Here is a 25,942-nt window from a genome sequence, read left to right as displayed (position 1 = left end):
GCCTTAGCCGAAACCACCCGTTGTCGCAAGCGACGGGCCGCCAGCGCGGCGCGGGCCGTTCGCGCGTGCGGATCAGGCGATGATGTCGGGAATGATGCTGTCTTCGAGTTCGCGCAGGCGGTCCTTGAGCGCCAGCTTCTTCTTCTTCATGCGCTGCACCTGCAGGGGATCGCAGCCCGTGGAGATCATGGCCTGGATGGCGGCGTCGAAATCCGCATGTTCTTGCTTCAAGCGCGCAAATTCGAGACGAATTTCGGCTTGTTCCTGGTCTTGCATCAAAGATTCCCCGGCGCTGAATTCCCGCCTTTCCGGCGAGCCCGACGGGCGCCGCATCGCCTTTCGGCCATAGCACATTTCGCCCGTCGGGAAAATGCTACTACCCGGCATTCGACTTGTCGGCAAACAGGTGGCACACTGTCATGGCAGTGTCACGAGTCGCTAAAAACGCGGCTCGGCACACGCTTCGAGGACCAGATGAAAGGGAACGACACACATGTCTCTAGCATCCCATCTTGAGGAATTGCGGCGCAAGCATGGAGAACTCGAACGCGAGATCGACGAGGCCCTGGCCCATCCGTCGGTCGACGACCTTGAAATCAATCGGCTGAAGCGCAGGAAACTGGCGCTGAAGGACGAAATCGAAAAGATGGAATCCCCGCCGACCAGGCACTGATCAAGGCGCCACGGGCCGGCATAGGCCAGAGCCCGTGGCCCCTTGCGGGCCTTTCTATCCTTCCCAGAACTGATCGAGCCACAGGTTCAGCCCGAGGAAGCCGTCATTGTCGACGGCGTAAAGGCGCTTGGTTCCTGCCGCCCGGGCAACGACCAGCCCGGCGTCGAGCAGGATTTTCAGATGCTGCGAAACGGCGGGACGTGAGATCGGCAGCCCGGCGGCCAGTTCGCCGACCGTTCTGGGGCCGCGGCGCAGCTCTTCCAGCAGATGGCGCCGATTTGGGTCGGCGATTGCGGCAAAGGCATCGGGCGTGCTCATCGCTGCCATGGTAGAGCATCCGGCAAAAAAGTGGGAACCGGTTTTCGGCCGAACGGGCGGACGAACGGCGGCGCGCCGAAGCGCGTTACGGTCCGCACCGCGATTTGGCGTGCCGGGCCTATGGGTTTGACACGCGCGCCGGTTCCTGGGNTTCCGCTTCCGCTTCCGCTTCCGCTTCCGCTTCCGCTTCCGCGACCGCCTCGCTGCGCGGATCGAGATGCAGGCCTTCCGGGGTCAGCGCGCGCTCGGAGGGATGCGACGTGAAGGTTTCGCGCTCCTCGACGGGGACCGGCGCGCGGCGGCTGACGCGCAGCATCGTATAGCCGGCGAGCGCCAGATGGGCGAGCCCGGTTGCCAGAAACAGGCTTTCGGGTCGCCAAGCGGCCATCAAAACGGCGCCCAGCAGCGGGCCGATCATGGTGCCGAAGCCGTATAGAAGCAGCAAGCCTCCGGAGACCTTGACGAAATCCTCGGGGTCGGCGTGGTCGTTGGCGTGAGCGACGGCGATCGAATAGAGCGTGTAGGCGAGCGCGCCGTAGGCGGCGGTGAGCGCGATCACGGCGGTGCCGGCCCGTGCGGCCAAGAGAAAGATCATGAGGCCGATCACGGCCGCTCCGCCGGCGGCGCCGGCCAGCACGAAGCGACGGTCGGTGCGGTCCGACAGGCGACCGGCGGGCATCTGCAGGACGGCGCCGGCTATCACGGCGATGCTCATCATCAGTGCGATCTCGGCGGTGGAGATGCCGATGCGCGCGCCGTAAACCGCGCCGAGCGTGCCCCAGGCGCCGTTGGCGACGCCGATCAGCAGGCAGCCGGCGAAGGCGACCGGCGAATTGCGATAGAGCCCTTTCAGGTCGAGCGAGACATTGTGCAGGGGGCGCGGGCTTGCCTGTGCCGACACGGTCGTGGGGATCAGGGCGAGGCAGAAAAAGATGCCGGTGATCATGAAAAAGGTCGGCGTGGCGACGGTTCCGCTCGCCAGCATCATCTGGCCGGCCATCAGCGAGGCGTATGTGACCATCATGTAAAGGCCGAACACCGTGCCACGATTTTCGTTGGTGGCGCGCTCGTTGAGCCAGCTTTCGATGACCATGAAGGCGCCGGCCATCGCAAAACCGGTGAAGATGCGCAGGAAAATCCAGAAATATTCCTGCACCACCAATCCGGTCAGAAGCGCGATGATGGCGCCGGTGGCGGCGAAGGCGCCGAAGGAGCGCACATGGCCGACACGGCGCACCAGATGCGGGGCAATGATGCAGCCGGCGACGAAGCCCCCCGCCCAGGCGGTGCCGAGCAGGCCGAGCGATGCGGTTGAAAACCCCTCCATCTGGCCGCGCAGCGGCAGAAGCAGGCCGTGCAAGCCCGAGCCGATCAGCAGAAAGGCGGTGCCGCCGAGCAGGGCGAGGATCGGTCCGAAACTGGCAAACATGGCGGGCTCCACGACGGGATGGCGGGTGCCGCTTGAGCACCGATGATTGCGGCGGATTTGCGACCTGGAGCCCAGGTGCCGCGCGGCCCGCCTCGGCGGTCTTTGCGCTCCCGCGCAGGTTTGGGTTCAGCCGGCCTCAGCCGCGCCGAAAAAGCGCCTCGGCCGCCGCCTTGGTCGTGCCCCGTGCCGCCATCTCGGCTTCGAGCCGGGCGATTTCGGCACGCAACATCTCCACACGCTCGGCCAGTTCGTGCTCCGACAGCAGCGACACATCCTGCCCGATCTCGTGTGCGCGTGCCTTTTTCGGTTGGTCGTCCGCGAAGATCATCGTCCCCTCCTGATTGGCCGGGCGGCGATTGAAGGATACATTCGCGGGCGCTGGAGAATCAATTCGTGCCGCGCATGCTGGCAGGAGGCGAAATCGGATATGACGGTTAAAATTCCCGAATCCATGACGGCGATCGCCATCACCGAGCCCGGCGGGCCGATGGTGCTGAAACCGGAAAAACGCGCCGTGCCGCTGCCCGGCGCCGGCGAGATCCTGGTCAGGGTCCGCGCTGCCGGCGTCAACCGGCCCGACGTGCTGCAACGCAAAGGCGCTTATCCGCCGCCGCCCGGCGCGTCCGATCTGCCGGGGCTGGAAATCGCCGGCGAGGTCGTCGCGCTCGGCGAGGGCGCGCGCCGCTGGTCGGTGGGCGATCCGGTCTGCGCGCTGGCGCCCGGCGGCGGCTATGCGCAATATTGCGTCGTACCGGCCAGTAACGCCTTGCCGGTGCCGCACGGCTTCACGCTGACGGAAGCGGCGGCCCTGCCGGAAACCTTCTTTACCGTCTGGCACAACGTCTTCGAGCGCGGCGGGTTGAAGGAGGGCGAACGGTTTCTTGTCCATGGCGGCTCGTCGGGAATCGGCACCACCGCGATCCAGCTCGCCTCGGCCTTCGGCGCCTATGTCATCACCACGGCCGGGTCGGACGAAAAATGCGCAGCCTGCCTGGAACTGGGCGCCGACCGCGCCGTCAATTATCGCAACGAGGATTTCGTCGCCGTCGTCGCCGAGGCGACGCAGGCCAAGGGGGTCGATGTGATTCTCGACATGGTCGGCGGCGACTATATCGGGCGCAACTATCAGGCGGCAGCGGTCGACGGCCGCATCGTCCAGATCGCCTTCCTGAACGGCGCGGTCGCCAGCGCGGATTTCTCCAAGCTGATGCTCAAGCGCCTGGTTCATACCGGATCGACCCTGCGGCCGAGAACGGTCGACTTCAAAGGCGCGATCGCGGCGGCGCTGGAACGCCAGGTTTGGCCGCTTCTGGCCGAAAGGCGGGTCGCGCCGGTCATGGACATGATTTTTCCGCTGCGCGATGCCTGGCGCGCGCATGAGCGGATGGAGGAGGGCCAGCACATCGGCAAGATCGTGCTCGACGTCGAATAGCGCACGATCTCGAACGGGAAACCCGGTTTTCGGAAAATATCGGACCGCGATCCACCGAACATCGGTGACGGTGCTTCGACGAAACGCCGTCACGATGCGGATGGCCGGTTCAAGGGCCGTCGCCGCCCAGTCAGCGGCGACGTTTTGGATGTGAGCGGGTCGGCGCCTCAGGCCATGCCGAGAGCGGCCTTGTAGAGATCGAGGATCGCCTCGGCCTCCTGACGCTCGGCCTGATCCTGCTTGCGCAGCCGCACCAGCGTGCGCACCGCCTTGGTATCGAACCCCGTGCCCTTCATCTCGGCATAGACTTCCTTGATATCGTCGGCGATCGTCTTCTTTTCCTCCTCCAGGCGCTCGATGCGCTCGATGAAGGCCCGCAACTGGCCGGCTGCGACGGTTTCGGTGGTGGGCTCGGTGATGTCGTCGGCCATGTCGATCTCCGCAACGATTCGCAAACGTGCCGCTCGGGATGCCGGCACGGGTCGGGCGCGTGGATGCCCCAGCCCGGGACGCGGGTCAAGCAGTCTGTCGCGACACTGCCGCCACACCGCCCGCGAAACCGGTATCGCGCGGGCATCGCGAAAACCCCGAGGTCATCACCGGCCGTTCAAAGCAGGATGGGCGTTAGCCCTCGGCCTTGGTCTTGACGGATAGCCGCGCCGCCAGCGCCTCGATACGTTCGGCCATCTCGGCGAGCGTGCCGATCAGTGCGGCGTCATTCTTGTCGGCCTTGACCAGGGCGTCGTCACGCGTCTTGCGCAAGGTGCCGACCTCGCTTTCCAGCCCTTTCATGCGGCGCTGCAGCTCGGACAGCTCGTCCATCACCATGATGCCGGCCATGACGGCGAGCCGGTGATCGCCGATTTCGCCGAACGAGCCCCTGAGATGGCCGATATAGCGATCGAAGCGGCCGGCGAGTTCGACAAGGTGCTCCTCCTGGCCTTCGTCGCAGGCCATCCGGTAGGATTTTCCATCGATCGTGACGGTGACCTGCGCCATCTTTCGCCATCCATTATCGGTCAAGCACGGCGCGGATCGTTTCCATCGCCGTGACGAGGCGCCGCGACACCTCCTTGTTGGCGTCCGCCAGGCGCTCGGCGCGCGCTTCGGACGCGTCCAGCTCCTGGGCCAGGCGCGCGCGGTCGGCATTCATGCGCTGAACCTCGGCTTCGGCCTCGGCATAGTCCTGGTCCTGTTCAAGGCGGGCCGCGGCAGCGTTTTCGAGCGCGTCCATCGCCTTCGCGAGACGCGCCAGAACCTCTTTTAATGTGGCTTCGCCGGTCATTCCCTTGGGGTAATCCCGAATCAAGGCGCATTCCTAACGCCTTATCGGCGAAAGATTAGACGGCGCGTGAATGGTGCGTCAACACGCAGCGCCCGGCCTCCCCAGCTATTGGTCGCAACAGTGTCGAATCCGGTTTCGCCGAGGGGCCGCCGGCGGGTTTGTTGACTCCCGGTCGCCACCTGCTATGTGGAGCCTGCCTTTCACGAGGGGCGGTTTTCGGGGATTTTTTCCGCTCCACTGCACGGCGGCTTCACGACCTAGAGAGCAAACATGTCTTCACGCGATAAACACGACCGTATGGCGAACGCGATCCGGTTCCTGTCCGCCGATGCGGTCGAGAAAGCGAAATCCGGTCACCCGGGCCTGCCGATGGGCGCGGCCGATATCGCGACGGTCCTATACAAGAAGTTTCTCAAGCACGACCCGCATCGTCCCGACTGGCCCGACCGCGACCGCTTCGTGCTGTCGGCCGGCCATGGCTCGATGTTGCTTTATTCGCTGCTCTATCTGACCGGCTACGAAGACATCACCATCGACGAGATCAAGAATTTCCGCCAGCTCGGGTCCAGGACGGCGGGACATCCCGAGTTCGGCCATGCCGCCGGCATCGAGACCACAACCGGTCCGCTCGGCCAGGGGTTGGCCAATGCGGTCGGCATGGCGCTGGCCGAACGCATCCTCAATGCGCGCTTCGGCGATGCGCTGGTCGACCACCATACCTATGTGCTAGCCGGCGACGGCTGTCTGATGGAAGGCATCAGCCAGGAGGCGATCTCGCTGGCCGGCCATCTCGAGCTCGGCAAGCTGATCGTCTTTTTCGACGATAACGGCATTTCGATCGACGGTGCGGTGTCGCTTTCGGATTCGACCGATCAATGCGCCCGCTTCGAGGCCTCGGGCTGGCACACGCAGCGTTGCGACGGCCATGATCCGGAGGCGATCGCCGAGGCGATCGAGGCGGCGCGTGCCTCCGACCGGCCCAGCATGATCGCCTGCAAGACGACGATCGGCTTCGGCGCGCCGAACCGGGCCGGTACCAGCAAGGCGCACGGCTCGCCGCTTGGCGACGAGGAGATCGCCGGCGCGCGCGCCGCGCTTGGATGGGACGCCGCGCCCTTCGAGGTGCCGTCCGACATTCTCGACATGTGGCGTCTGGCCGGCCTGCGCTCGGTCAAGGAGCGCAAGGAGTGGGAAGGCCGGCTGGCCGAGACCGAGGCCGAGATCCGCAGCGAGTTCGAGCGCCGCATGCGCGGCGAGCTGCCGGGCGGGTTCGAGGCGGCGATCGCCGATTACAAGAAGGCGCTCGCCAAGGACAAACCGAAGGTGGCGACCCGGAAATCCTCCGAGATGGCGCTCGAGGTCATCAATGCGGCGTTGCCGGAAACGATCGGCGGCTCGGCCGACCTGACCGGGTCGAACAACACCAAGACCAGCCAGACCGGGCCGATCGCGCCCGGCGATTATACGGGCCGCTATATCTATTACGGCATCCGCGAACATGGCATGGCGGCGGCGATGAACGGCATGGCGCTGCATGGCGGCATCATTCCCTATGGCGGCACCTTCCTCGTGTTCACCGATTATTGCCGGCCTTCGATCCGGCTGTCGGCGCTGATGGGCCAGCGCGTCATCTACGTGATGACGCACGATTCGATCGGTCTGGGTGAAGACGGGCCGACCCATCAGCCCGTCGAGCACCTGTCGGCCTTGAGGGCGATCCCCAATCTGCGCGTCTATCGGCCGGCCGACGCTATCGAAACCGCCGAATGCTGGCAATTGGCGCTCGAGGATGGCAAGGCGCCTTCCGTTCTGGCACTGACGCGCCAGAACCTGCCGGCGGTGCGCACCGACCACACGGAAGAAAATCTATGCCGCTTCGGTGCGTACGATCTCGCACCGGCCAGCGACGACGAGGTCGTGACATTGTTCGCCACCGGATCGGAAGTCGAGATCGCGCTGGCGGCGCGGCGCCTGCTGGAGGCGAAGGGGTATCCCGCGCGGGTCGTGTCGGTGCCGTCGATGGAGCGTTTCGCCATGCAGAGCGCGGAATATCACGCCGCGATCGTCGGATCGGCGGCGGTGAAGGTGGCGATCGAGGCCGGCGTGCGCCAGAGCTGGGACCGGATGATCGGCCCCGACGGCATCTTCATCGGCATGGACGGTTTCGGTGCCAGCGCTCCCTACGAGGAGCTCTACAGCCATTTCGGCATCACCGCCGAAGCGGTGGTGCAGGCCGTGGAAGCGCGATTGGCCGACCGGAACTGAGCCGCAGGCGGCGGAGATGGCCGCGTCGGCGCGTCAGGATCGACGAATCCACCGGTCCAGGCGTGGTTGCGGCTGGATTCTTTGCCCTACCGCCGCTATGAAGCGCCTCGTCCGCGGGCCTTGGGTGCGATCGCTGCCAGCAGGCCGGGCCGGCGGCGTTCGAACGATCACCGGCGTGCCTCCGCGCAAGAGCTCCTGAAGGAAATATCGATGACCGCAAAAGTCGCCATCAACGGATTTGGCCGCATCGGCCGGAACATCGTCCGGGCCATCTACGAATCGGGCCGCAAGGACATTGACGTCGTGGCCGTGAACGACCTCGGTCCGGTGGAGACCAATGCCCATCTTTTGCGCTACGACAGCGTGCACGGACGTTTTCCCTCCGAGGTGACGGTGTCCGGCGACACGATCTCGGTCGGCAGCGACAGCTTCAAGGTGACGTCGGAACGCGATCCCTCGAAACTGCCGTGGAAGGAACTCGGTGTCGACATCGTGCTCGAATGCACCGGTATTTTCGCGACAAAGGAGAAGGCTTCGGCGCATCTGACGGCCGGTGCCAAACGGGTCGTGGTCTCGGCGCCCGCCGATGGCGCCGACCTGACCGTGGTCTACGGCGTCAACCACGACAAGCTGACCAAGGACCACATCGTCATCTCCAATGCCTCGTGCACGACCAACTGTCTGGCACCGGTGGCCAAGGTGCTCAACGACGCCTTCGGCATCGAAAAGGGCTTCATGACCACGGTGCACGCCTATACCGGCGATCAGCCGACGCTCGACACGATGCACAAGGATCTCTATCGCGCGCGCGCCGCGGCAGTGTCGATGATTCCGACATCGACCGGTGCGGCCAAGGCGGTGGGTCTGGTGCTGCCCGAGCTCAAGGGCAAGCTCGACGGTGTGTCGATCCGCGTGCCGACGCCTAATGTGTCGGTGATCGACTTCAAGTTCGTTCCCAAGCGCGATGTCACCGTCGACGAGGTCAATCAGGCGCTGGTCGCGGCCGCCGACGGTCCGCTGAAGGGCATTCTCGCCTACACCAAGGAGCCGCTGGTCTCGGTCGACCTCAACCACGATCCGGCGTCTTCCACCTTCGCGCTCGATCAGACCAAGGTCATCGAGGGCAATCTGGTGCGGGTGATGTCGTGGTACGACAATGAATGGGGCTTCTCCAACCGCATGGCGGACACCACCGTGGCACTGGCCAAAACGATGGCCTGAGCGCGGATCGTCGCACCGGACATTCCGATCGGCGCCCGGGCTTGCCCGGGCGTTTTTTTTGCGTAATTCGTTTGTGCGCCTCTAAAAAAACGACTTGCGGCTTGCGTCCTTGTCCGCCTTCGCCGCACTCTGTGCGTCGAGGCTATCCGGGAGGTCGAGCGGAGCGGGCGTATGGAAGGCGTTTATCTGGTGGTTCTGGTCGGTACGGCGCTGATCCTCGCCGCCGCCTTTTCCAGCCTCATCGCCTTCCGTTTCGGTGCCCCGCTGCTGCTTTTGTTCCTGGGCATCGGTCTCGTCGCCGGCGTTGACGGTCTCGGAATCGCCTTCAACAACGCTCCGGTCGCCTATTTCGTCGGCTCGCTGGCGCTGGCGGTGATCCTGTTCGATTCGGGTTTCGGCACCCGGCTGGCTTCGTTTCGCCAAGCCGCCGGCCCGGCCCTGTCGCTGGCCACGCTCGGCGTGGCGCTGACGATGGCGCTTTTCGGCGTCGCGGCGCGCTATCTCACCGGGCTCGGCTGGATGGAATCCTTCCTGCTCGGCGCGGCCGTGGCCTCGACCGACGCGGCCGCCGTGTTCTTCCTGCTCAGGGCCGGCAACCTCAACATCCGCGACCGGGTCCGCTCGACGCTGGAGGTCGAATCGGGCTCGAACGACCCGATCGCCATTTTCTTGACCATCACCTTCGTCTCGCTGGTTGCCACCGGCAGCGATCCGAAGGCCGAGGTGCTGTTGGTCGACATTTTGACCGGGTTCGCCGTCCAGATGGGGCTCGGCCTTGCTGCCGGCGTCAGCGGCGGTTTTTTGATCGCGCGGCTGGTGGAGTGGCTGAAACTTGATCGCGGCCTGCTGCCGATCTTCACCATCACCTTGTCGCTGCTTCTGTTCGGTCTTGCCGGCGCGATCGGCGGTTCGGGGTTCCTGGCGGTCTATGTCGCCGGGTTGATCGCCGGCAATTCCGGCGTGCGTTCGGCCGCGCATCTCAAGCAATTCCAGGACGGGCTGACCTGGCTGGCGCAGATCATCATGTTTTTGGTGCTCGGGCTGTTCGCGACGCCGTCGCAGTTCCCCGCCATCGCTCTGCCTGCGGTCGCGCTCGGCCTGTTCCTGATCTTCGTGGCACGCCCGATCGCGGTCTGGCTGTGCCTGGTGCCGTTCCGTTTCACCCGCGCGGAGACGGCCTTTGTGTCCTGGGTGGGCCTGCGCGGCGCGGTCTCGATCCTGCTCGCGCTGACGCCGCTGCTGCAGAATCTCGCTGTCGGCGGCATGATCTTCAATGCCGCCTTCATCATCGTGTTGGTGTCGCTGATCGTGCAGGGCTGGACGATCGGGCCCCTGGCGCGCCGGCTCGGCCTCGTGGTGCCGCCGCGTATCGGGCCGCTCGACAAGGTCGAGCTCGAGCTGCCGGGCGCGGCCCATCACGAACTGCTCGCCTATCGCGTCGTCGCCGGCAGCCCGGTGGCGACCGGGGTGCGCATACCGCGCTGGGCGCGGCCGTCGCTGGTGGTGCGCGACGGGCGCTCGATGACCTATCAATATGCCGGCAGGCTGGAGGCCGAGGATCACGTCTACATCTTCGTCTCCGACCGTTATCCGCGGCTGCTCGACAGGCTGTTTGCGAGCCGGGCCGAACTCGATCCGGAGGATGCGGACTTCTTCGGTGCCTTCGCCATCGACGCGACGCGGCCCGCCGCCGATCTCGACGCCGCCTACGGGCTCGGCCTGTCGGAAGCCGACGCGGCAAAGCCGATCGTGGAGCTGATGACGGAACGCCTCGGCGGCAAGGCCGAATATGCCGACCGGGTCACGATCGGTCCGGTCGAACTGATCGTGCGCGATGTCGACGACAAGGGACGGATCGCCGAGGTCGGGCTTTCCTTCGAGCCGCATCTGGAGGCGCCGAAAATCCCGGTCTTCCTGAGCGCGGGCGAGATTCGCGACCGCGTGCTGGAGGCGCTGCGCTCGTGGCGTGAACGGCGACGCGAAAGGCGGCTGCGGGCCGCCGACAAGCCGCTGCAGGACAAGTCCGACAAGGATGACGATCCGCCGCAAATGGTTTTGCCGCAATAAGGCGGGGGGCGGCTTGCGCGCGGGCCGGCAATCGTTATGGTCCGGCGCGATTTCTGTACGGGAGATTTGCGGCGATGCCGGCTTTCAGGACACTCGATGATATCGGCGACTTTTCAGGCAAGCGGGTGCTTGTGCGCGTCGACCTCAACGTACCGATGAAGGACGGCAAGGTTGGCGACGTTACGCGCATCGAACGCGTCGCGCCGACGATCGTGGAACTGTCGGACCGGGGCGCGAAAGTGATTTTGCTGGCGCATTTCGGCCGGCCCAAACATGGTCCGGACCCGGCCCTGTCGCTCGCCCCGATCGCGGCCGCCACCGAGGCGGTGCTGGACCGACGGGTCCATTTCGCCGCCGACTGCATCGGTCCGCTCGCCGCGGACGCGGTGAAGGCGATGGCTGCCGGCGACATCCTGGTTCTGGAGAACACCCGCTTCCACAAGGGCGAGGAGGCCAACGAGGCCGGTTTTGTCGCGGCGTTGGCCGAAAACGGCGATCTTTTCGTCAACGATGCCTTTTCCGCCGCGCACCGCGCCCACGCTTCCACGGAAGGGCTCGCGCATATGCTGCCGGCCTATGCCGGGCGAACCATGCAGGCCGAACTGGTGGCGCTGGAAAAGGGCCTCGGCGATCCCGCCCGGCCGGTGGTGGCGATCGTCGGCGGGGCCAAGGTCTCGACCAAGATCGACCTGTTGATGAATCTGGTCGGCAAGGTCGACGTGCTGGTGATCGGCGGCGGCATGGCCAACACGTTTTTGGCCGCGCGCGGCACGCAGGTCGGCAAATCCTTGTGCGAACACGACCTTGCCCATACGGCCAAGCAGATCATGACCGAAGCGGCTTCGGCGGGCTGTGCGATCGTGCTGCCGGTCGACGCGGTCGTGGCGCGCGAGTTCAAGGCGGGCGCGGACAACGAGACCGTCAATGTCGATGCGGTTCCGGCCGACGCGATGATCCTCGATGTCGGCCCGAAGACCGTCAAGACCGTGACCGAACGCATCGACCGCGCCGCGACGCTGGTCTGGAACGGGCCGCTGGGCGCGTTCGAGATCGCGCCGTTCGATGCCGCCACGGTGGCGGCCGCCAAGTTTGCCGCGGCACAGACCGTCGACGGTCGGCTGATCTCGGTGGCCGGTGGCGGCGATACGGTCGCGGCCCTCAACCATGCCGGCGTGACCGACGCCTTCACCTATGTGTCGACCGCCGGCGGGGCTTTCCTGGAATGGATGGAAGGCAAAGCACTGCCGGGGGTGGACGCGCTCAAGAAGAGCGGTTGACCCCACCGCCAGGGCGGGCGCGGCGGCCGGTTCGACGGCGCGTTAAGGCTGAGGCAAAATGCCGGTGGGCTAAACCGATTGAAATTCTTTCAATCGATTCAAAGCGCTGGCGCCGCAGTTCCGTTTCCGCGCCCGCTCTGATAGAGCGCCAATCCAGTTGAAGAGACAGGATGAGGCCGGATAATGAGTGAGCGTCCCCAAGACAACGTGAAGGCGATGGCCGCGCAGGCCGAGAACAAGGACGGCTTCATCGCGGCGCTTGATCAGTCGGGCGGCTCCACGCCGAAGGCGCTCAAGCTCTACGGCATCGATGAGGGGGCTTGGTCGAACGAGGCGGAAATGTTCGACCTCATTCACCAGATGCGCGCCAGAATCATCAAGTCGCCCGCCTTCACCGGCGACAAGGTGATGGGCGCGATCCTGTTCGAACAGACGATGGACCGCGACATCGACGGCACGCCGACCGCTCAATATCTCTGGGAAAAGCGCGGCGTCGTGCCGTTCCTGAAGGTCGACAAGGGCCTTGCCGACACGCAGGACGGCGTCAAGCTGATGAAGCCGATGCCGGATCTCGACGCGCTTTTGGAACGCGCTGTCGCCAAGGGCGTCTTCGGCACCAAGATGCGGTCGGTGATCGACGCGGCCAACGCCAAGGGTATCGCGGCGATCGTCGCCCAGCAGTTCGAGATCGCCAGGCAGACCCTCGACCACGGGCTGGTGCCGATCATCGAGCCTGAGGTCACAATCTCGATCTCGGACAAGGCGCAAGCGGAAGAGATTTTGCTGTCGGAAATCCAAAAGCATCTCGACGGCGTGCCGGCGGGCAAGCAGGTCATGCTCAAGCTGACGCTGCCGACGAAGGCGAACCTCTACAAGCCGCTGATTGACGACCCGCGCGTCATGCGCGTGGTGGCGCTGTCCGGCGGGTATTCGCGCGAGGAGGCGAATGAAAAGCTGGCGCAGAATACCGGCATGATCGCCAGTTTCTCGCGCGCCCTGACCGAGGGGCTTTCCGCGCGCCAGAGCGACGCCGAATTCGACGCCGCCTTGGCTTCGGCGATCGACAGTATCTTCGAGGCGTCGCGCAGCGCCTGACGTTCGACGACGGCATTTGCCCGTCGGCGCGACGGGCAACCGTCTCAGGCTCCCGACACCCAGGGCAAAGGCCCCAAAAGCCCGGACGGCGATGTGCGGGCTTTTTCTTTTGGCCGCGGCGCACTATTCGGGGTGCGAGATCCATCGGGCCCGCGCCATGTCAAATCTTCTTCCGCTTCTGTCCTGGCTCGCCTTCCCGGTCTATGTCTGGCAGGGGCTGGCGGTGAGGCGGCGCACGCCCCGCCTTCTGCCGCCCGAGGGGCCCGTGCTGCATACCTTGACCGGGCACGGCGAGCCGGTACGGCTTCTGGTGCTGGGGGATTCCTCGGCCGCCTCGGTCGGCATCGTCGACAGCGAAAAGGGGCTGGCGGCGCGACTGGCCCACGCGCTCAACCGCGACACCGGCCGACCGGTCGCCTGGCGCGCGGCCGGCTTCAATTCCGCCACATCGGGCCAGTTGCGCGACCATGTCGTGCCCAATATGGCGGCCGAGCCGTGGACCCATATCGTGCTCTCGGTGGGCACCAACGATACCAAGAATTTTCATTCCGTCTCGCGCTTCAAGAAAGAGTTCGGCGGACTTCTCTACGCCGTCAGGGCGAAATGGCCGCGGGCGCGGATCGTCTGGTCGCCGGTAATCGACATGACGCGGGTGCCCGCCTTGCCGGCCTTGCTCGGGCGTATCCTGGAAGTCCGCGCGGCCGCGATCAACCGCATGGGAACGAGGCTTTGCCTGGAGCGCGGCGCGCTGCCGGCCGCGCGGTTGCCGGTCGTCGATCCGGCCGCCGGATTCTCCCATGACGGGTTTCATGCCTCCGTGGCCGGATATCAGGCCTGGGCCGACCATCTCCTGCCCCTGATCGCGCTCGACGAGGCCGGAGCCGCGGCCTCAGCGGCCATGGCTCAGAGCGACGGTGAGCGAGATCGCGGCCAACGCCAGTAGCGCCAGTTTCCAGAAATCGCGGCGATGGCGTAGGCCGGGCAAGCCCAGCGGCTTGATGAGCTGAACCACCATCATCAAGACGATCATCAGCGACAGGATTTTCGTCATCGGACCTCCGCGACGCGCTGGCGGTGCGGCGCGCGTCTCGACCTTTGACCAGCATCAAGGCAGCATGTCAAAGCCCGCGCCATCGTGGCGCTACCGTACGTTGTTAGATCATAGTCAAATGGACGCGCGCGGCGAGGGGCGGCTAAAAGACGGCAAACGGGCGTGGCTCGATCGGGAGGTGAACAATGGCATCGCGCTATCACGCGGTCTACAACTCGTGGCAACGGGACCCTGAGGGGTTCTGGGCGGCGGCGGCCGCGGCGATCGACTGGTTTTCGCCGCCGGACAGAATTTTCGACGCCGAGGCCGGCGTCTACGGCCAGTGGTTCCCGGACGCCACCTGCAACACGTGCTACAACGCCGTCGACCGACATGTCGCGGGCGGGCGCGCCGCCCAGGCGGCGCTGATCTACGACAGCCCGATCACGGGCCGGAAAAAAACCTTCACCTATGGCGAACTGAAGACCGAGGTGGAGGCGCTTGCCGCCGTCATCGCCGACCAGGGCGTGGGCAAGGGCGATCGAGTCATCATCTACATGCCGATGGTCCCCGAGGCGGTTTTCGCCATGCTCGCCTGCGCGCGGCTGGGCGCCGTCCATTCCGTGGTGTTCGGCGGCTTCGCGGCCAAGGAACTGGCGACCCGCATCGAGGATTCGAAGCCGAGACTGATCGTTTCGGCTTCGTGCGGCATCGAGCCGGGGCGCATCGTCGCCTACAAGCCGCTGCTCGACGGCGCGATCGCGATGGCGCGCCACAAGGTCGAGCGCTGTATCGTGCTGCAGCGACCCGAGCGGGGTTGCGAGCTTGTCGAAGGGCGCGATGTCGATTTCGCCGACGCGGTTGCCGCGGCCAAGGCAGCGGGACGAACGGTGCCCTGCGTCGAACTGGCGGCCACCGACCCGCTTTACGTGCTCTACACGTCCGGCACGACCGGGCAGCCCAAGGGGGTGGTGCGCGACAATGGCGGCCACATGGTCATGCTGGAATGGTCGATGGGCCATGAATACGGAATCGAACCGGGGGAAGTGTTCTGGGCGGCCTCGGATGTCGGCTGGGTGGTCGGACATTCCTACATCGTCTACGCGCCGCTCCTGCATGGCTGCACCACGGTCCTGTTCGAGGGCAAGCCCGTCGGCACGCCGGATGCGGGAACGTTCTGGCGCGTGATCGCCGAGCACGGCGTCGTGGCGCTGTTTACCGCGCCGACGGCCTTCAGGGCGATCAAGGGGCAGGATCCGAAGGGCGAACATGTCGGCAAATACGACCTGTCCCGATTCCGCACCCTGTTCCTGGCCGGCGAACGGGCCGATCCCGAAACAATCAAATGGGCCGAGCAGAAGCTTGGCGTTCCGGTGATCGATCATTGGTGGCAGACGGAGACCGGGGCGCCGATCTCCAACAATCCGGTCGGTCTGGGGCAATTGCCGGTCAAGTACGGCTCGCCGGCCGTGCCGATGCCGGGCTACGATATGCGCGTGCTCGACGATGCCGGCCACGAGGTGGAAACCGGCACGCTCGGCAATGTGGTGGTCAAGCTGCCGCTGCCGCCCGGTTGCCTGCCGACGCTGTGGAACGCGGACGACCGGTTCCGCAGTGCCTATCTCGACGAGTTTCCCGGCTACTACAAGACGGCCGATGCCGGTTATATCGACGAGGACGGCTATCTGTTCATCATGGCGCGCACCGACGACATCATCAATGTCGCCGGTCATCGGCTGTCGACAGGCGGCATGGAGGAGGTGGTGGCGGAGCATCCCGACGTTGCCGAATGCGCGGTGATCGGCATCGCGGATGCGATGAAGGGCCAGGTGCCGTGCGGTTTCGTGGTGCTCAACGCCGGTGCCGCGCGCGGTGCGGGCGATGTCGAAAGCGAGGTCGTCAGCCTGGTGCGCGACAGGATCGGTCCGGTCGCCGCGTTCAAGTCGGTGGTGGTGGTCAAGCGGCTGCCGAAGACGCGTTCGGGCAAGATCCTGCGCGGCACAATGCAGAAAATCGCCGACAGGCAGGCTTGGGCGATGCCGGCCACGATCGACGATCCCGCGATCCTGGACGAAATCACCGCCGCGCTCAACGAGCACGGTATTGGCGTCTGATCGACGGTTTCAGGCCGCGCGGGCCCTCTGGCCGGGCCCGGCGCCGACGGCTATAAGGCCGGCTGGTGAGTTGCAAGGAGCGCGTCATGCCGCTTGACGGAAAAATCGCGATCGTGACCGGCGCCGCCGGCGGGATCGGTTATGCCATCGCCGAGCGTTTCCTGCGCGAGAAGGCGAAAGTGATCATCGCCGACATCGATCCCGAAAAGGGCGAGAAGGCGGAAAAGGACCTGTCGCCGCTTGGCGAGGTTCGTTTCGTGAAATCGGATGTCGGCAAGCGGCTCGACGTGCACAATCTGATCGCCGCGGCGATCGACGGCTTCGGCGATATCGACATTCTGGTCAACAATGCCGGCATCGTCCACGGCGCCGATTTCCTCGACCTCAACGAAGAGGACTTCGATCGCGTCCTCGACGTCAATCTGAAGGGCACCTTCCTGGTCGGACAGGCCGTCGCGCGCTACATGGTCGACAAGGTCAAGAGCGGCGGGACGCCCGGCGCGATCGTCAACATGTCGTCGGTGAACGCGGTGTTCGCGATCGCCAACCAGGTGCCTTATTCGGTGTCCAAGGGCGGTGTGAACCAGCTTACCAAGGTGATGGCGCTGTCGCTGGCCCCCTACGGCATCCGTGTCAACGCAATCGGGCCGGGCTCGATCATGACCGACCTGCTTTCCAGTGTGAACGCCGATCCTGCGGCCAGGAACAGGATCCTGTCGCGCACGCCTCTCGGCCGTATCGGCGAACCGTCCGAGATCGCCTCGGTGGCCGCCTTCCTCGTCTCCGACGATGCCAGTTACATCACCGGCCAGACGCTCTACGCCGATGGCGGGCGACTGCCGCTCAACTATACGGTGCCGGTCGCCCCGGACTGAGCCGTCGCCGCGTTCGCCTCGGGTTCCTGACGCGAGGCTGTCAGCAGCGCTGTGCGACCATGCCTCCAGTGACGATTCGACGGAGGCCGCGATGTCCTTTTCCCATCTGTTCGTCGATCGCGTCGGCCATTATGCGGACCGCTGGCGCATCATGCGCGCTAGTGCCCGCATCCGACGCCTGATCGATGCTTTGCCACCCCATATCCGCAAGGATATCGGCTGGCCGGATACCCCGCTTGCCGAGTTTGTTCGCCGCGACGGCGAGGGGCCGTCCCGGTCCTGAGGCCAGGCCAAACCGGGCGGCGTACACGCTCCGCCCTGCAACGATCATCCGGCCTCGCCTCCTGACAGGATGTTGTCAGGAGGGGCGTGGCATTCTTCCCCAACCGAAAGGAAAGTCCATGACAAGCTTCGTTCCCGAAAACGCCGTGGTGTGGGCCGAAATCCCGGTCAGCGACATGGAGCGCGCTAAGGCCTTTTACGGTGCGGTGCTGGATAATGCGCCGGCCTACCAGAATGACGGACCCAACCCGATGGCGGTGTTCGCCTGTAAGGAGCGTGAGGCCGTGTCCGGTCATCTTTATCCCGGCAAGCCGGCCAGCCAGGGCAGCGGAAACACGATCCACCTGGCGGTGGCAGCACCGCTAGAAGACGCGCTGAAGCGTGTCACCGACAATGGCGGTACGGTGGTGTCGCCGGTTATCGAGATTCCGGCCGGCCGGTTCGCCTATTGTCTCGATCCCGACGGCAACAGCATCGGCATTTTCTGCGCCTAGCCATCGAGAAGAGCCAGTTGGCGTACCGGCGGGCAGGTCGTCTCGACGGGCCGGGAAAGAGGATCGAGACCATGTCCGTCCAGACGGTGCCGGCATCCGGCGCGCGGGTGACAGGTCCGGCCGATCCCGGCTATCATCGGCTTGCCGTTGCCGGGATCGCGCATGCCGCGCCGGAACGGGGGGCTCCGATCGGTGAGGTCGCGCCGTTGTGGCGCGTGATCGAGATGAAGCCGTTCGCGGCGAGGCGGTCCTGCTTAGGGGTCGATCGCACCGGAGGACGGCGTAGCCAAGAGGGCCTGCCCCTATGAGACGTGCCGACCGCCTGTTCCAGATCGTTCAACATTTGCGCGGAGGCCGGCTCGTCACCGCGCGCATGCTGGGAGAGTGGCTTGAAGTCTCCGAACGAACGATCTACCGCGATATCGCCGACCTGCAGTCGACCGGGGTGCCGATCGATGGCGAAGCCGGCGTCGGCTACATCATGCGGTCGGGCTACGAACTGCCGCCGCTGATGTTCACGCGCGACGAGATCGTGGCGCTTGTCGCCGGCGCGCGTATGGTGCGTGCCTTCGGCGGCGCGGCCATGGCGCGTTCGGCCGAGGAGGCGCTGGTCAAGATCGGCGCGGTGCTGCCCGACAACGAGCGCGAACGTATCGCGCGCACGGAAATTCACGCTCCGCTTTACGTGGTGAGCCAGAGCGATCGCGAGTCGATCGACGCGGTCGAGCGCGCGATCGAGGCGCGTTCGGTGCTGAGGCTCGATTATCGCGACGAGGCCGGCCGCGGCACCATGCGCGACGTGCGCCCGCTCGGCCTGTGGTTCTGGGGCAAGGTGTGGACGCTCGTCGCCTGGTGCGAGATGCGCGGCGATTTCAGGGCTTTTCGTATCGATCGGATCGCGAGCCTGACGGCGAGCGGGCGTACCTTCAAGGCCGAGCGCGGCAAACAGCTTGCCGATTTCTACCGCACCATCGAAGGGCGCGGGGACATGCCGCGCAGCGTCGACGCCAAGAAACCAGCTTGAGCGCCGGGGCGGCCTCGGCTGGGCGGGGGTTCAATGCTTGCGTGAGAGTTCCCGCGTCGCGGCTTCCAGCCCGGCGAGCGTCAGCGGATACATGCGCTCGGAAAAGATCTCGCGGATCATCTGGATCGAGTGCGTGTAGTTCCAGTGCTTTTGTGTGACAGGGTTTATCCAGACCGCGTTCGGCCACTGGGCGAGCACGCGCTGCAGCCACACGATGCCGGCCTCCTCGTTCCAATGTTCGACCGAGCCGCCCGGATAGGCGATTTCATAAGGACTCATCGAGGCGTCGCCGACGAAGATCACCTTGTAGTCGTGGCCGTATTTGTTGAGCACGTCGTAGGTCGGCAGCACTTGGGAATGGCGGCGGCGATTATCCTTCCACACGCCCTCGTAAAGACAGTTGTGGAAGTAGAAATATTCGAGCTGGCGGAATTCGGCGCGCGCCGCCGAAAATAGCTCCTCGACCACCTGGACGTGATCGTCCATCGACCCGCCGGCGTCGAAGAACATCAACAGCTTGACCGCGTTGCGGCGTTGCGGCCTCGTCTGGACGTCGAGATAGCCGTGCTCGGCGGTTGCGTGGATCGTGCCGGGAAGGTCGAGTTCCTCGTGCGCGCCCTCGCGCACCCAGCGCCTGAGCCGCTTGAGCGCCACTTTGATGTTGCGTGTGCCGATCTCGACGGAGTCGTCGAAATTCTTGAACTCGCGCTTGTCCCAGACCTTGACCGCGCGGCGATGGCGCGATTCGTGCTGGCCGATCCTCACACCTTCGGGATTGTATCCGTAGGCGCCGAAGGGCGAGGTGCCGGCGGTGCCGATCCATTTCGAGCCGCCCTGATGGCGGCCCTTCTGCTCCTCCAGTCGCTTTTTCAGCGTCTCCATCAGCTTGTCGAAACCGCCCATCGCCTCGACCAGCTTTTTTTCGTCCTCGCTCAAATGCTTTTCGGCAAGCCGGCGCAGCCATTCCTCCGGGATGTTGGCGTCATCGACGGCACCTTCGCCCGACACCGCCTCGACGCCCTTGAAGATATGCGAAAACACTTGGTCGAAGCGGTCGATATGGCGCTCGTCCTTCACCAGCGCGGCGCGGGCGAGATAATAAAAACCCTCGACGTCATAGCTGACGAGGTCGGCGTCCAGCCCTTCCAGAAGGGTCAGATATTCGCGCAGCGAGACCGGCACGCGCGCGGCTTTCAGTTCGAGGAAGAAGGGAATGAACATGGGCCGACGTTAATTCGCCTTCGCCCGGTTGTCAGCCAAAAACAAGCGGTTGCCGCCGTTGTGGACTGTCGGCGGATCGCGGGCCGACGGTGTGCCGGCATGGTCTGTCTCAGCGCTGATATTTTATGAACGGGGTCTGCCTGGCGATGCGATCGTAGAGTTTGCGTGCCGTCTCGTTGAAATCCTGCGTCATCCAGTAGACGATGGCGGCGTCGCGCCTGTCGGCCTCGTCATAGACCGCCTCGATCAGCGCCCGGCCGACGCCTTTGCCGCGCATGCTCGGGTCGGCGAAGAGATCCTGCAGGTAGCAATTGTTCCTGTCGGACCAGCAGGTGCGGTGGAAGATGAAATGGACCAGCCCGACCGGTTTGCCGTCGCAAAGCGCAAGCAGGCCGTTGGGTTCGAAGGCGCCGGGATCGAACAGCCGCGTCCAGGTCGCGGCATAGACGGTCTCTGGCACCGTGGTTTCGTAGAAGGCGAGATAGGCGGTCCAAAGACGCCGCCAGTCGGCGTGGTCGGATTGTTGCAACGGGCGGATGGCAATGTCTGTCACGGCTAATTCTCTCCCCCGCCCGTCTCGCGGCAGTCTCGCGTCACCGGCCGGGGCGGGAAAGGGCCACCATCGCGGCGATGCTTGCATCTATGCGCCCGGGCCTAACCCTGCCGGCGCGCCATGAAGGCCAGGCGTTCGAACAGGTGCACGTCCTGCTCGTTCTTCAGCAGGGCGCCGTGCAGCTTCGGCAGCGCGTTTTTCGGATCGGCGCGCAGATCGGCCGGGTCGACGTCGTCGGCGACCAGCAGCCGGATCCAGTCGAGCGCCTCGGACGTCGACGGTTTTTTCTTCAGGCCGGGCACGTCGCGGATCTCGTAGAACTGATTGAGCGCGGCGCGTACCAGGTTCTGCTTGATGCCGGGATAGTGCACGTCGACGATGCGCGCCAGCGTCTCGGCCTCGGGGAAGCGGATATAGTGGAAAAAGCAGCGGCGCAGAAAGGCGTCGGGCAGCTCCTTCTCGTTGTTGGAGGTGATGACGACGATCGGCCGATGCCTGGCGCGCACGGTTTCGCCGGTCTCGTAGACGAAGAACTCCATGCGATCGAGTTCCTGCAGAAGGTCGTTCGGAAACTCGATATCGGCCTTGTCGACTTCGTCGATCAACAGCACGACCTTCTTGTCGGCGGCGAAGGCCTCCCACAACTTGCCGCGCTTGATGTAGTTGGCGATGTCGTTGAAGCGCGCATCGCCGAGCTGGCTGTCGCGCAGGCGCGAGACGGCGTCGTATTCGTAAAGGCCCTGCTGTGCCTTGGTGGTCGATTTGACGTGCCACTCGATCAGGTCGAGGCCGAGCGCGGCGGCCATCTGGCGCGCCAGCTCGGTCTTGCCGGTGCCCGGCTCGCCCTTGACGAGCAACGGCCGCTCGAGCGCTATCGCCGCGTTGACGGCCACCATCAGATCCTTGTCGGCGACATAGGCCGACGTGCCTTCGAAACGCATAGTGTCTTCCCGGATGATTGTTCAGCTTTGGCGCAAACCGTACGGAGACATGGGTTTTGGCGCAAGGTCCGCCAATGATCGAAATGCCGCGCAACGGCTCTGGCGGAACGGGGGACCGCAGCCTATATTCGCCCGTGACGGTCTGCGCCTCGCGGCAGGAGTAACATTCCCCGGGGCCTTATTGATCCCAAGGGAGCTGTCCCTGGTTGGACCCGTGGGTCCTTTCATACGGCGCCCACCTACTTTGTAGGCACCCGGGATCAACCTCTCCACCGGTGTGTGTGGATCGTCGCGATGCCCGAACCCTGCCGGCAAGGTCCGGCGGTTTGCGGTGAAAATCCGCCGGCCCTTCCCGACACGTCCCGGCTATTGCGACACGCCCGTGCGGTCTTGACCGCCGGCGTGCAGTCGGTTTGGCTGTGCGGGAGGTGGACGCGCATGACTTCGCTGCACGAACACAAGCTGGCTCTTCGATCGGCCGCGCTTGCGCGGCGCGACGCGCTCGATCCGGTCTATCGCGTCGAGGCCTCGCTGCGCATTGCCGAATTTTGCAGGGAGATCCCGGTCTCGGCCGACGATGTCGTCGCCGGCTACTGGCCGATGCGCTCGGAAGTCGACGTGCGGCCGTTGATGTTCGGCTTGCGTGAAAGACACGCACGGCTTTGCCTGCCGGTGGTGGTGGACGCGACCACGATCGTATTTCGCGAGTTGCTGCGCGGCGTTCCGCTCGTCGAGACGGCGGGCGGTACGGTCGGTCCAACTGCCGAGGCGGCGGTTCTGGAACCCACCATCATTCTCGTACCGCTTGCCGCCTTCGATCGCCGCGGCCAGCGGATCGGCTATGGCGCGGGCCATTACGATCGGGCGATCGCCCGGTTGCGGGCGCGCGGCGGCGCGCCGCGCCTGGTCGCAATCGCCTTCGATTGCCAGAAGGTCGAGACCGTACTGGATGATCCTCACGATGTCGTCATCCCCGACATCCTGACCGAAACCGGCTTGCACACGATGGGTCCTGCTCGCTAGATGGCCGTTCATCGTCGGCGGTCGGGTTTTCAACCACCGCCGGCACCGTGCGGTGCAAGCAGGTATCCGGCCTAATGAGGCTTCTTTTTCTTGGCGATATGGTGGGGCGGACCGGGCGCACGGCGGTGTGGCAGCGTCTGCCTGGCCTGATTTCCGATTTCCGGCTCGATTTCGTGATCGTCAACGGCGAAAACGCCGCCGGCGGCTTCGGCATCACCGAAGACATCTTCAAGACGACGCTCGAGGCCGGCGCCGATGTCGTGACCACCGGCAATCATGTGTGGGATCAGCGCGAGGCGCTGGAATTCGCGCCGCGCGAGGAACGCTTCCTGCGTCCGGCCAACTTCCCCGGCGGCACGCCGGGGCGCGGTTCCGGCGTTTTCGTCGCCAGGAATGGCGCGCGGGTGATGGTCGCCAACATCATGGGCCGGGTTTTCATGCATCCCGAACTCGACGACCCGTTCCATGCGGCCGAGCGCGAGATCGCCGCCTGTCCGTTGGGCGAGCAGGCGGACGCGATCGTCATCGACTTTCACGCCGAGGCGACCAGCGAAAAGATGTGCTTTGCCCATTTCGTCGACGGGCGGGCAAGCCTCGTCGTGGGCACCCACACCCATCATCCGACCGCCGACCACCAGATCCTCAATGGCGGCACCGGGTTCATGTCGGATGCGGGCATGTGCGGCGACTACGATTCCTCGCTCGGCATGGACAAGGAGGAGCCGCTCAACCGGTTCCTTTACAAGGTTCCCAAGGGCCGGTTCGAGGCTGCGGCCGGGCCGGCGACGATCTGCGGGCTGGGCGTCGAAATCTCCGATCGCACCGGTCTGGCCGAGAAGATTGCACCGCTCAGGCTTGGGCCGCGCCTGGAAGAGACGGTTCCCGCTTTCTGGAGCGGAGGTTGACGCCGTGGATCGGCTCGTTATCTGATCCCAGCCGCAACGCCGACGATTTTCAACCGAACCGCCGAGGGATACTCGTATGGCACTGATCGATTTTCTGGCGCCGCATTTTGTCTGGCTCGGGGACCCGACCGGCTGGGTCGCGCTCGCCACGCTGATCGTGCTCGAGGTCGTTCTCGGCATCGACAATCTGATCTTCATCTCGATCCTGACCAATAAGCTGCCGGTCGAGCATCAGAAAAACGCACGCCGGATCGGTATCGGCGCGGCCCTGGTGTTGCGGCTGCTGCTGTTGGCGACGATCTCCTTCATCGTCCAACTCACCGCGCCTGTCTTCACCGCCTTCGATCACGGCTTTTCCTGGCGTGACCTCATCCTGATTGCGGGCGGCCTGTTCCTGGTCTGGAAGGCGACCAAGGAAATCCATCATTCCGTCGACCCCGAAGACCCCAAGGACGATATTGTCGGCCGCGCCGCCACGCTCGGCGTCGGCGCGGCGATCTTCCAGATCCTGCTGCTCGACCTAGTGTTTTCGATCGATTCGATCATCACCGCCGTCGGCATGACCGACGAGATCGCGATCATGTATATCGCCGTCATCTGCGCGGTGGCGGTGATGCTGATCGCCGCCGAGCCGCTGTCGCGCTTCATCGCCAAGAACCCGACCATCGTCATGCTGGCGCTCGGCTTCTTGTTGATGATCGGCACGACGCTGATCGCCGACGGCTTCGGCTTCCATGTGCCGAAGGGCTACATCTACGCCGCCATGGGCTTTTCGGCCCTGGTCGAGGCGCTCAACATGCTGGCGCGCCGCAAGCGGCAGCGGGAAAAGGCGGCCGCCGGTATGCGCGAATAAGGCGGTGGACAAGACGGCCGGTCCTCGGACTCAGCCCGGTAATCCCACCGCTTGACCGGGTCAGATATCCTCACCGTCCGCGGGAGGCGGGGCGTCGGCATCTTCCGGCAGGAGCAACGAGTGCTCCTTCAGCCAGGGATGGATTTCGACAGCTTGGCGCAGGGCCTGTTGCGCGAGTCGCACACGGCCCTGGCCCATCAGGATGATCGCCTTGCCCGACAGGGCGCCGAAATGTTTCGGCTCGAGCGCGAGCGCGCGATCGATGTCTTCCAGCGCTTCGTCGTGGTTGCCCTTGAGGAAGCGGATGAAGGCACGTTGGTTCCAACCCTCCGCGTAGCCGGGCGCGGCGTCAACGACGCCATTGAGCAGGTCCAGCGCGCGGTCGAACGCGTAGCTCTCGCGCGCCGCCATGGCGTCGGCGACGGCGCGGCGGATCGCCTCGCTCGGCGCCTGCGCCATCCACATGCGCCAGATGGCGTCCTCGGCTGCCCGACCCTGGGCTTGCGTCGGCGCGGCCTTGAGCTCGGCGAACAGGCGGTCGCGCGTGGCGGCGTTGTCGCTTCGATCCTGCGCGGCGGCCGGGCCGGCCGCAAGCGTCAGGGCAAGCACAAGCGTGGCCAGCGCCCGCATCACACACCGTCCAGGATCAGGATGGTCGGCTGCCGGGGCAGGCTGGCCAGCGAGACGGTAAAGCTGCGCTCGCTCGAAAAATCGACGGCGAAATTCTCGCCCATCATCGACAAGAACTCGCCGATCGGCGTGGAATGGCGGTGCATGGGCAATATCATCGAGGAATAAAGCCGCCGGGCGATCTCGCTCATATTGACGAGCGATTGCGTCATGCCGCCGTCGATCGGCACCATGACGATGTCGAGCCGGCCGATGGCGGCGTAATGGGCGTCGGTCAGGTCGTGGTGGAGGTGACCGAGATGGCCGATGCACAAATCGGCGACCTCGAAGATGAAGATCGAGTTGCCGTCCCGTTCCATGGCACCGAAGCGGCGGATGTCGGTCGGCACGTTGCGGATATAGACATCGTCGACAACCAGCGCATGCCGGGCGGGACCGTCTCCGTCCGGGTTCCAGCCGGGCAGGACATGCTCGATTCCGGGATCGGGCGAGGGCGTGAAATGGGTCCGGTGTGCCTTGTTCATGGTCGCCACGCGCGGCAGCGGCACGGCGCCGTAAGTGCCGGAAAAATCGGTGGCGATACGCACGCCGCCGGGGGTCTCGATAATATAGGTGGAATGGCCGGCATAGGTGATGGTCACCTGTTCGGCGGCTTCGCCCGATCCGGCGGGCGTGACGCTGACCAAAGTCGCTCTGGGCAAGGCTTCGGCAACGGCGAGGCATTGCGAAGGAACGGGCGCGCGGTCCTGTGCGGCGGCGCCGTACACAACCGCCGCCATGACCAGTATGGCTGCAAGAATGCGCAGATGAAGGGACATGCCAATCTCCTTTCCCTCCGCGTGTTCGATGCGCATTAGCGCATGGCTGCGTACCGCCGCGTAGTCACGATTTCGCGAGCGTCCGGCGTCGCGCTTCTGGACCTCGTGCGGCGAAAT

The 25,942-nt window shown here is 65.1% G+C and carries 30 protein-coding genes and 1 other RNA gene; 18 read left to right on the top strand and 13 right to left on the bottom strand.

Annotated elements, in window-relative coordinates; all coding sequences use genetic code 11:
• Nucleotides 1-72: 72 nt before the first annotated feature.
• The gene (locus EP380_RS07745) at nt 73-276 is read right to left on the bottom strand and encodes a YdcH family protein (protein WP_106570496.1); all 204 of its coding nucleotides are present in this window, start codon (nt 274-276) and stop codon (nt 73-75) included.
• Nucleotides 277-493: 217 nt separating this feature from the next.
• On the opposite strand from EP380_RS07745, the gene EP380_RS07740 reads away from it, so the two are divergent.
• Nucleotides 494-673 carry a YdcH family protein gene (locus EP380_RS07740; protein ID WP_106570113.1) on the top strand — a complete coding sequence of 60 codons (180 nt, stop codon included), beginning with the start codon at nt 494-496 and terminating at the stop codon, nt 671-673.
• Nucleotides 674-727: 54 nt separating this feature from the next.
• Here EP380_RS07740 and EP380_RS07735 read toward each other — a convergent pair whose 3' ends face one another.
• The 3 genes from EP380_RS07735 to EP380_RS07725 form a co-directional block, all read right to left on the bottom strand.
• On the bottom strand, nt 728-991 hold the full coding sequence (locus EP380_RS07735; protein ID WP_106570495.1) for an ArsR/SmtB family transcription factor: 264 nt from the start codon (nt 989-991) through the stop codon (nt 728-730).
• 118 nt (nt 992-1,109) lie between these two features.
• On the bottom strand, nt 1,110-2,420 hold the full coding sequence (locus EP380_RS07730; protein ID WP_127597811.1) for an MFS transporter: 1,311 nt from the start codon (nt 2,418-2,420) through the stop codon (nt 1,110-1,112).
• Nucleotides 2,421-2,556: 136 nt separating this feature from the next.
• On the bottom strand, nt 2,557-2,748 hold the full coding sequence (locus tag EP380_RS07725; RefSeq protein WP_106570111.1) for a DUF1192 domain-containing protein: 192 nt from the start codon (nt 2,746-2,748) through the stop codon (nt 2,557-2,559).
• A 99-nt stretch (nt 2,749-2,847) separates the two neighbouring features.
• Between EP380_RS07725 and EP380_RS07720 the strand changes: the two genes are divergently transcribed.
• On the top strand, nt 2,848-3,852 hold the full coding sequence (locus EP380_RS07720) for an NAD(P)H-quinone oxidoreductase (RefSeq protein ID WP_238719776.1): 1,005 nt from the start codon (nt 2,848-2,850) through the stop codon (nt 3,850-3,852).
• Between the two features lie 167 nt (nt 3,853-4,019).
• On the opposite strand, the gene EP380_RS07715 is transcribed toward EP380_RS07720, so the two are convergent.
• The 3 genes from EP380_RS07715 to EP380_RS07705 form a co-directional block, all read right to left on the bottom strand.
• Nucleotides 4,020-4,283: a DUF2312 domain-containing protein gene (locus tag EP380_RS07715; protein ID WP_106570110.1), complete on the bottom strand. Its 264-nt coding sequence runs from the start codon at nt 4,281-4,283 to the stop codon at nt 4,020-4,022.
• 193 nt (nt 4,284-4,476) lie between these two features.
• Nucleotides 4,477-4,851 carry a cell division protein ZapA gene (locus tag EP380_RS07710; protein ID WP_106570109.1) on the bottom strand — a complete coding sequence of 125 codons (375 nt, stop codon included), beginning with the start codon at nt 4,849-4,851 and terminating at the stop codon, nt 4,477-4,479.
• 13 nt (nt 4,852-4,864) lie between these two features.
• Nucleotides 4,865-5,137 (bottom strand): DUF4164 domain-containing protein, encoded by a 273-nt coding sequence (locus EP380_RS07705; RefSeq protein ID WP_106570108.1) that lies wholly within the window; start codon nt 5,135-5,137, stop codon nt 4,865-4,867.
• A 270-nt stretch (nt 5,138-5,407) separates the two neighbouring features.
• On the opposite strand from EP380_RS07705, the gene tkt reads away from it, so the two are divergent.
• The 6 genes from tkt to EP380_RS07675 all read left to right on the top strand — a co-directional run bounded on the left by tkt (nt 5,408) and on the right by EP380_RS07675 (nt 14,005).
• Complete coding sequence (gene tkt / locus EP380_RS07700; protein WP_127597809.1) at nt 5,408-7,402, top strand: transketolase; 1,995 nt, start codon at nt 5,408-5,410, stop codon at nt 7,400-7,402.
• A gap of 210 nt (nt 7,403-7,612) precedes the next feature.
• The gene (gap, locus tag EP380_RS07695) at nt 7,613-8,623 is read left to right on the top strand and encodes a type I glyceraldehyde-3-phosphate dehydrogenase (RefSeq protein WP_106570106.1); all 1,011 of its coding nucleotides are present in this window, start codon (nt 7,613-7,615) and stop codon (nt 8,621-8,623) included.
• 171 nt (nt 8,624-8,794) lie between these two features.
• The gene (locus tag EP380_RS07690) at nt 8,795-10,690 is read left to right on the top strand and encodes a potassium/proton antiporter (RefSeq protein ID WP_127597807.1); all 1,896 of its coding nucleotides are present in this window, start codon (nt 8,795-8,797) and stop codon (nt 10,688-10,690) included.
• Between the two features lie 74 nt (nt 10,691-10,764).
• Complete coding sequence (locus EP380_RS07685) at nt 10,765-11,967, top strand: phosphoglycerate kinase (RefSeq protein WP_127597805.1); 1,203 nt, start codon at nt 10,765-10,767, stop codon at nt 11,965-11,967.
• A 183-nt stretch (nt 11,968-12,150) separates the two neighbouring features.
• A complete protein-coding gene (locus tag EP380_RS07680; protein ID WP_127597803.1) occupies nt 12,151-13,062 on the top strand; it encodes a fructose bisphosphate aldolase in 912 nt (303 codons plus the stop codon).
• Between the two features lie 157 nt (nt 13,063-13,219).
• On the top strand, nt 13,220-14,005 hold the full coding sequence (locus EP380_RS07675) for an SGNH/GDSL hydrolase family protein (RefSeq protein ID WP_127597800.1): 786 nt from the start codon (nt 13,220-13,222) through the stop codon (nt 14,003-14,005).
• On the opposite strand, the gene EP380_RS23530 is transcribed toward EP380_RS07675, so the two are convergent.
• Complete coding sequence (locus EP380_RS23530; protein WP_164749798.1) at nt 13,952-14,113, bottom strand: hypothetical protein; 162 nt, start codon at nt 14,111-14,113, stop codon at nt 13,952-13,954. The two genes, EP380_RS07675 and EP380_RS23530, sit on opposite strands and share 54 nt — an antisense overlap.
• 185 nt (nt 14,114-14,298) lie before the next feature.
• On the opposite strand from EP380_RS23530, the gene EP380_RS07670 reads away from it, so the two are divergent.
• The 6 genes from EP380_RS07670 (at nt 14,299) to EP380_RS07645 (ending at nt 18,881) form a co-directional block, all read left to right on the top strand.
• Nucleotides 14,299-16,206, top strand: coding sequence for a propionyl-CoA synthetase (locus EP380_RS07670; RefSeq protein WP_127597798.1), 1,908 nt, complete (start codon nt 14,299-14,301; stop codon nt 16,204-16,206).
• Nucleotides 16,207-16,292: 86 nt separating this feature from the next.
• Nucleotides 16,293-17,081 carry an SDR family NAD(P)-dependent oxidoreductase gene (locus tag EP380_RS07665; protein WP_106570101.1) on the top strand — a complete coding sequence of 263 codons (789 nt, stop codon included), beginning with the start codon at nt 16,293-16,295 and terminating at the stop codon, nt 17,079-17,081.
• Nucleotides 17,082-17,172: 91 nt separating this feature from the next.
• Nucleotides 17,173-17,364, top strand: coding sequence for a hypothetical protein (locus EP380_RS07660; RefSeq protein ID WP_127597796.1), 192 nt, complete (start codon nt 17,173-17,175; stop codon nt 17,362-17,364).
• A gap of 118 nt (nt 17,365-17,482) precedes the next feature.
• Nucleotides 17,483-17,857: a VOC family protein gene (locus EP380_RS07655; protein ID WP_127597794.1), complete on the top strand. Its 375-nt coding sequence runs from the start codon at nt 17,483-17,485 to the stop codon at nt 17,855-17,857.
• A gap of 71 nt (nt 17,858-17,928) precedes the next feature.
• The gene (locus EP380_RS07650; protein ID WP_127597792.1) at nt 17,929-18,165 is read left to right on the top strand and encodes a hypothetical protein; all 237 of its coding nucleotides are present in this window, start codon (nt 17,929-17,931) and stop codon (nt 18,163-18,165) included.
• Nucleotides 18,162-18,881 carry a helix-turn-helix transcriptional regulator gene (locus EP380_RS07645; RefSeq protein WP_127597790.1) on the top strand — a complete coding sequence of 240 codons (720 nt, stop codon included), beginning with the start codon at nt 18,162-18,164 and terminating at the stop codon, nt 18,879-18,881. The genes EP380_RS07650 and EP380_RS07645 overlap by 4 nt, the downstream gene beginning before the upstream one ends.
• Before the next feature lie 30 nt (nt 18,882-18,911).
• Here EP380_RS07645 and EP380_RS07640 read toward each other — a convergent pair whose 3' ends face one another.
• The 3 genes from EP380_RS07640 to EP380_RS07630 all read right to left on the bottom strand — a co-directional run bounded on the left by EP380_RS07640 (nt 18,912) and on the right by EP380_RS07630 (nt 21,596).
• Nucleotides 18,912-20,102 (bottom strand): vWA domain-containing protein, encoded by a 1,191-nt coding sequence (locus EP380_RS07640; protein WP_127597788.1) that lies wholly within the window; start codon nt 20,100-20,102, stop codon nt 18,912-18,914.
• Nucleotides 20,103-20,211: 109 nt separating this feature from the next.
• Nucleotides 20,212-20,655: a GNAT family N-acetyltransferase gene (locus EP380_RS07635; protein ID WP_127597786.1), complete on the bottom strand. Its 444-nt coding sequence runs from the start codon at nt 20,653-20,655 to the stop codon at nt 20,212-20,214.
• 101 nt (nt 20,656-20,756) lie between these two features.
• Nucleotides 20,757-21,596, bottom strand: coding sequence for an AAA family ATPase (locus EP380_RS07630; RefSeq protein ID WP_106570093.1), 840 nt, complete (start codon nt 21,594-21,596; stop codon nt 20,757-20,759).
• 136 nt (nt 21,597-21,732) lie between these two features.
• Between EP380_RS07630 and ssrS the strand changes: the two genes are divergently transcribed.
• The 4 genes from ssrS (at nt 21,733) to EP380_RS07610 (ending at nt 24,377) form a co-directional block, all read left to right on the top strand.
• Nucleotides 21,733-21,888, top strand: a non-coding RNA gene (gene ssrS, locus EP380_RS07625) — 6S RNA.
• Between the two features lie 146 nt (nt 21,889-22,034).
• Nucleotides 22,035-22,619: a 5-formyltetrahydrofolate cyclo-ligase gene (locus tag EP380_RS07620; protein WP_127597784.1), complete on the top strand. Its 585-nt coding sequence runs from the start codon at nt 22,035-22,037 to the stop codon at nt 22,617-22,619.
• Nucleotides 22,620-22,693: 74 nt separating this feature from the next.
• Nucleotides 22,694-23,524, top strand: a complete 831-nt coding sequence (locus EP380_RS07615) for a TIGR00282 family metallophosphoesterase (RefSeq protein WP_106570091.1) — start codon at nt 22,694-22,696, stop codon at nt 23,522-23,524.
• A gap of 76 nt (nt 23,525-23,600) precedes the next feature.
• A complete protein-coding gene (locus tag EP380_RS07610) occupies nt 23,601-24,377 on the top strand; it encodes a TerC family protein (RefSeq protein ID WP_106570090.1) in 777 nt (258 codons plus the stop codon).
• A 60-nt stretch (nt 24,378-24,437) separates the two neighbouring features.
• On the opposite strand, the gene EP380_RS07605 is transcribed toward EP380_RS07610, so the two are convergent.
• Nucleotides 24,438-25,007, bottom strand: a complete 570-nt coding sequence (locus EP380_RS07605; RefSeq protein WP_127597782.1) for a tetratricopeptide repeat protein — start codon at nt 25,005-25,007, stop codon at nt 24,438-24,440.
• Nucleotides 25,007-25,825, bottom strand: a complete 819-nt coding sequence (locus EP380_RS07600; RefSeq protein ID WP_106570492.1) for an MBL fold metallo-hydrolase — start codon at nt 25,823-25,825, stop codon at nt 25,007-25,009. The genes EP380_RS07605 and EP380_RS07600 overlap by 1 nt, the downstream gene beginning before the upstream one ends.
• Nucleotides 25,826-25,942 lie beyond the last annotated feature (117 nt).

The organism is Nitratireductor alexandrii (assembly GCF_004000215.1).
GTDB classification, from domain to species: domain Bacteria; phylum Pseudomonadota; class Alphaproteobacteria; order Rhizobiales; family Rhizobiaceae; genus Mangrovimarina; species Mangrovimarina alexandrii.
This window is presented reverse-complemented; position numbering and strand designations above follow the sequence as displayed.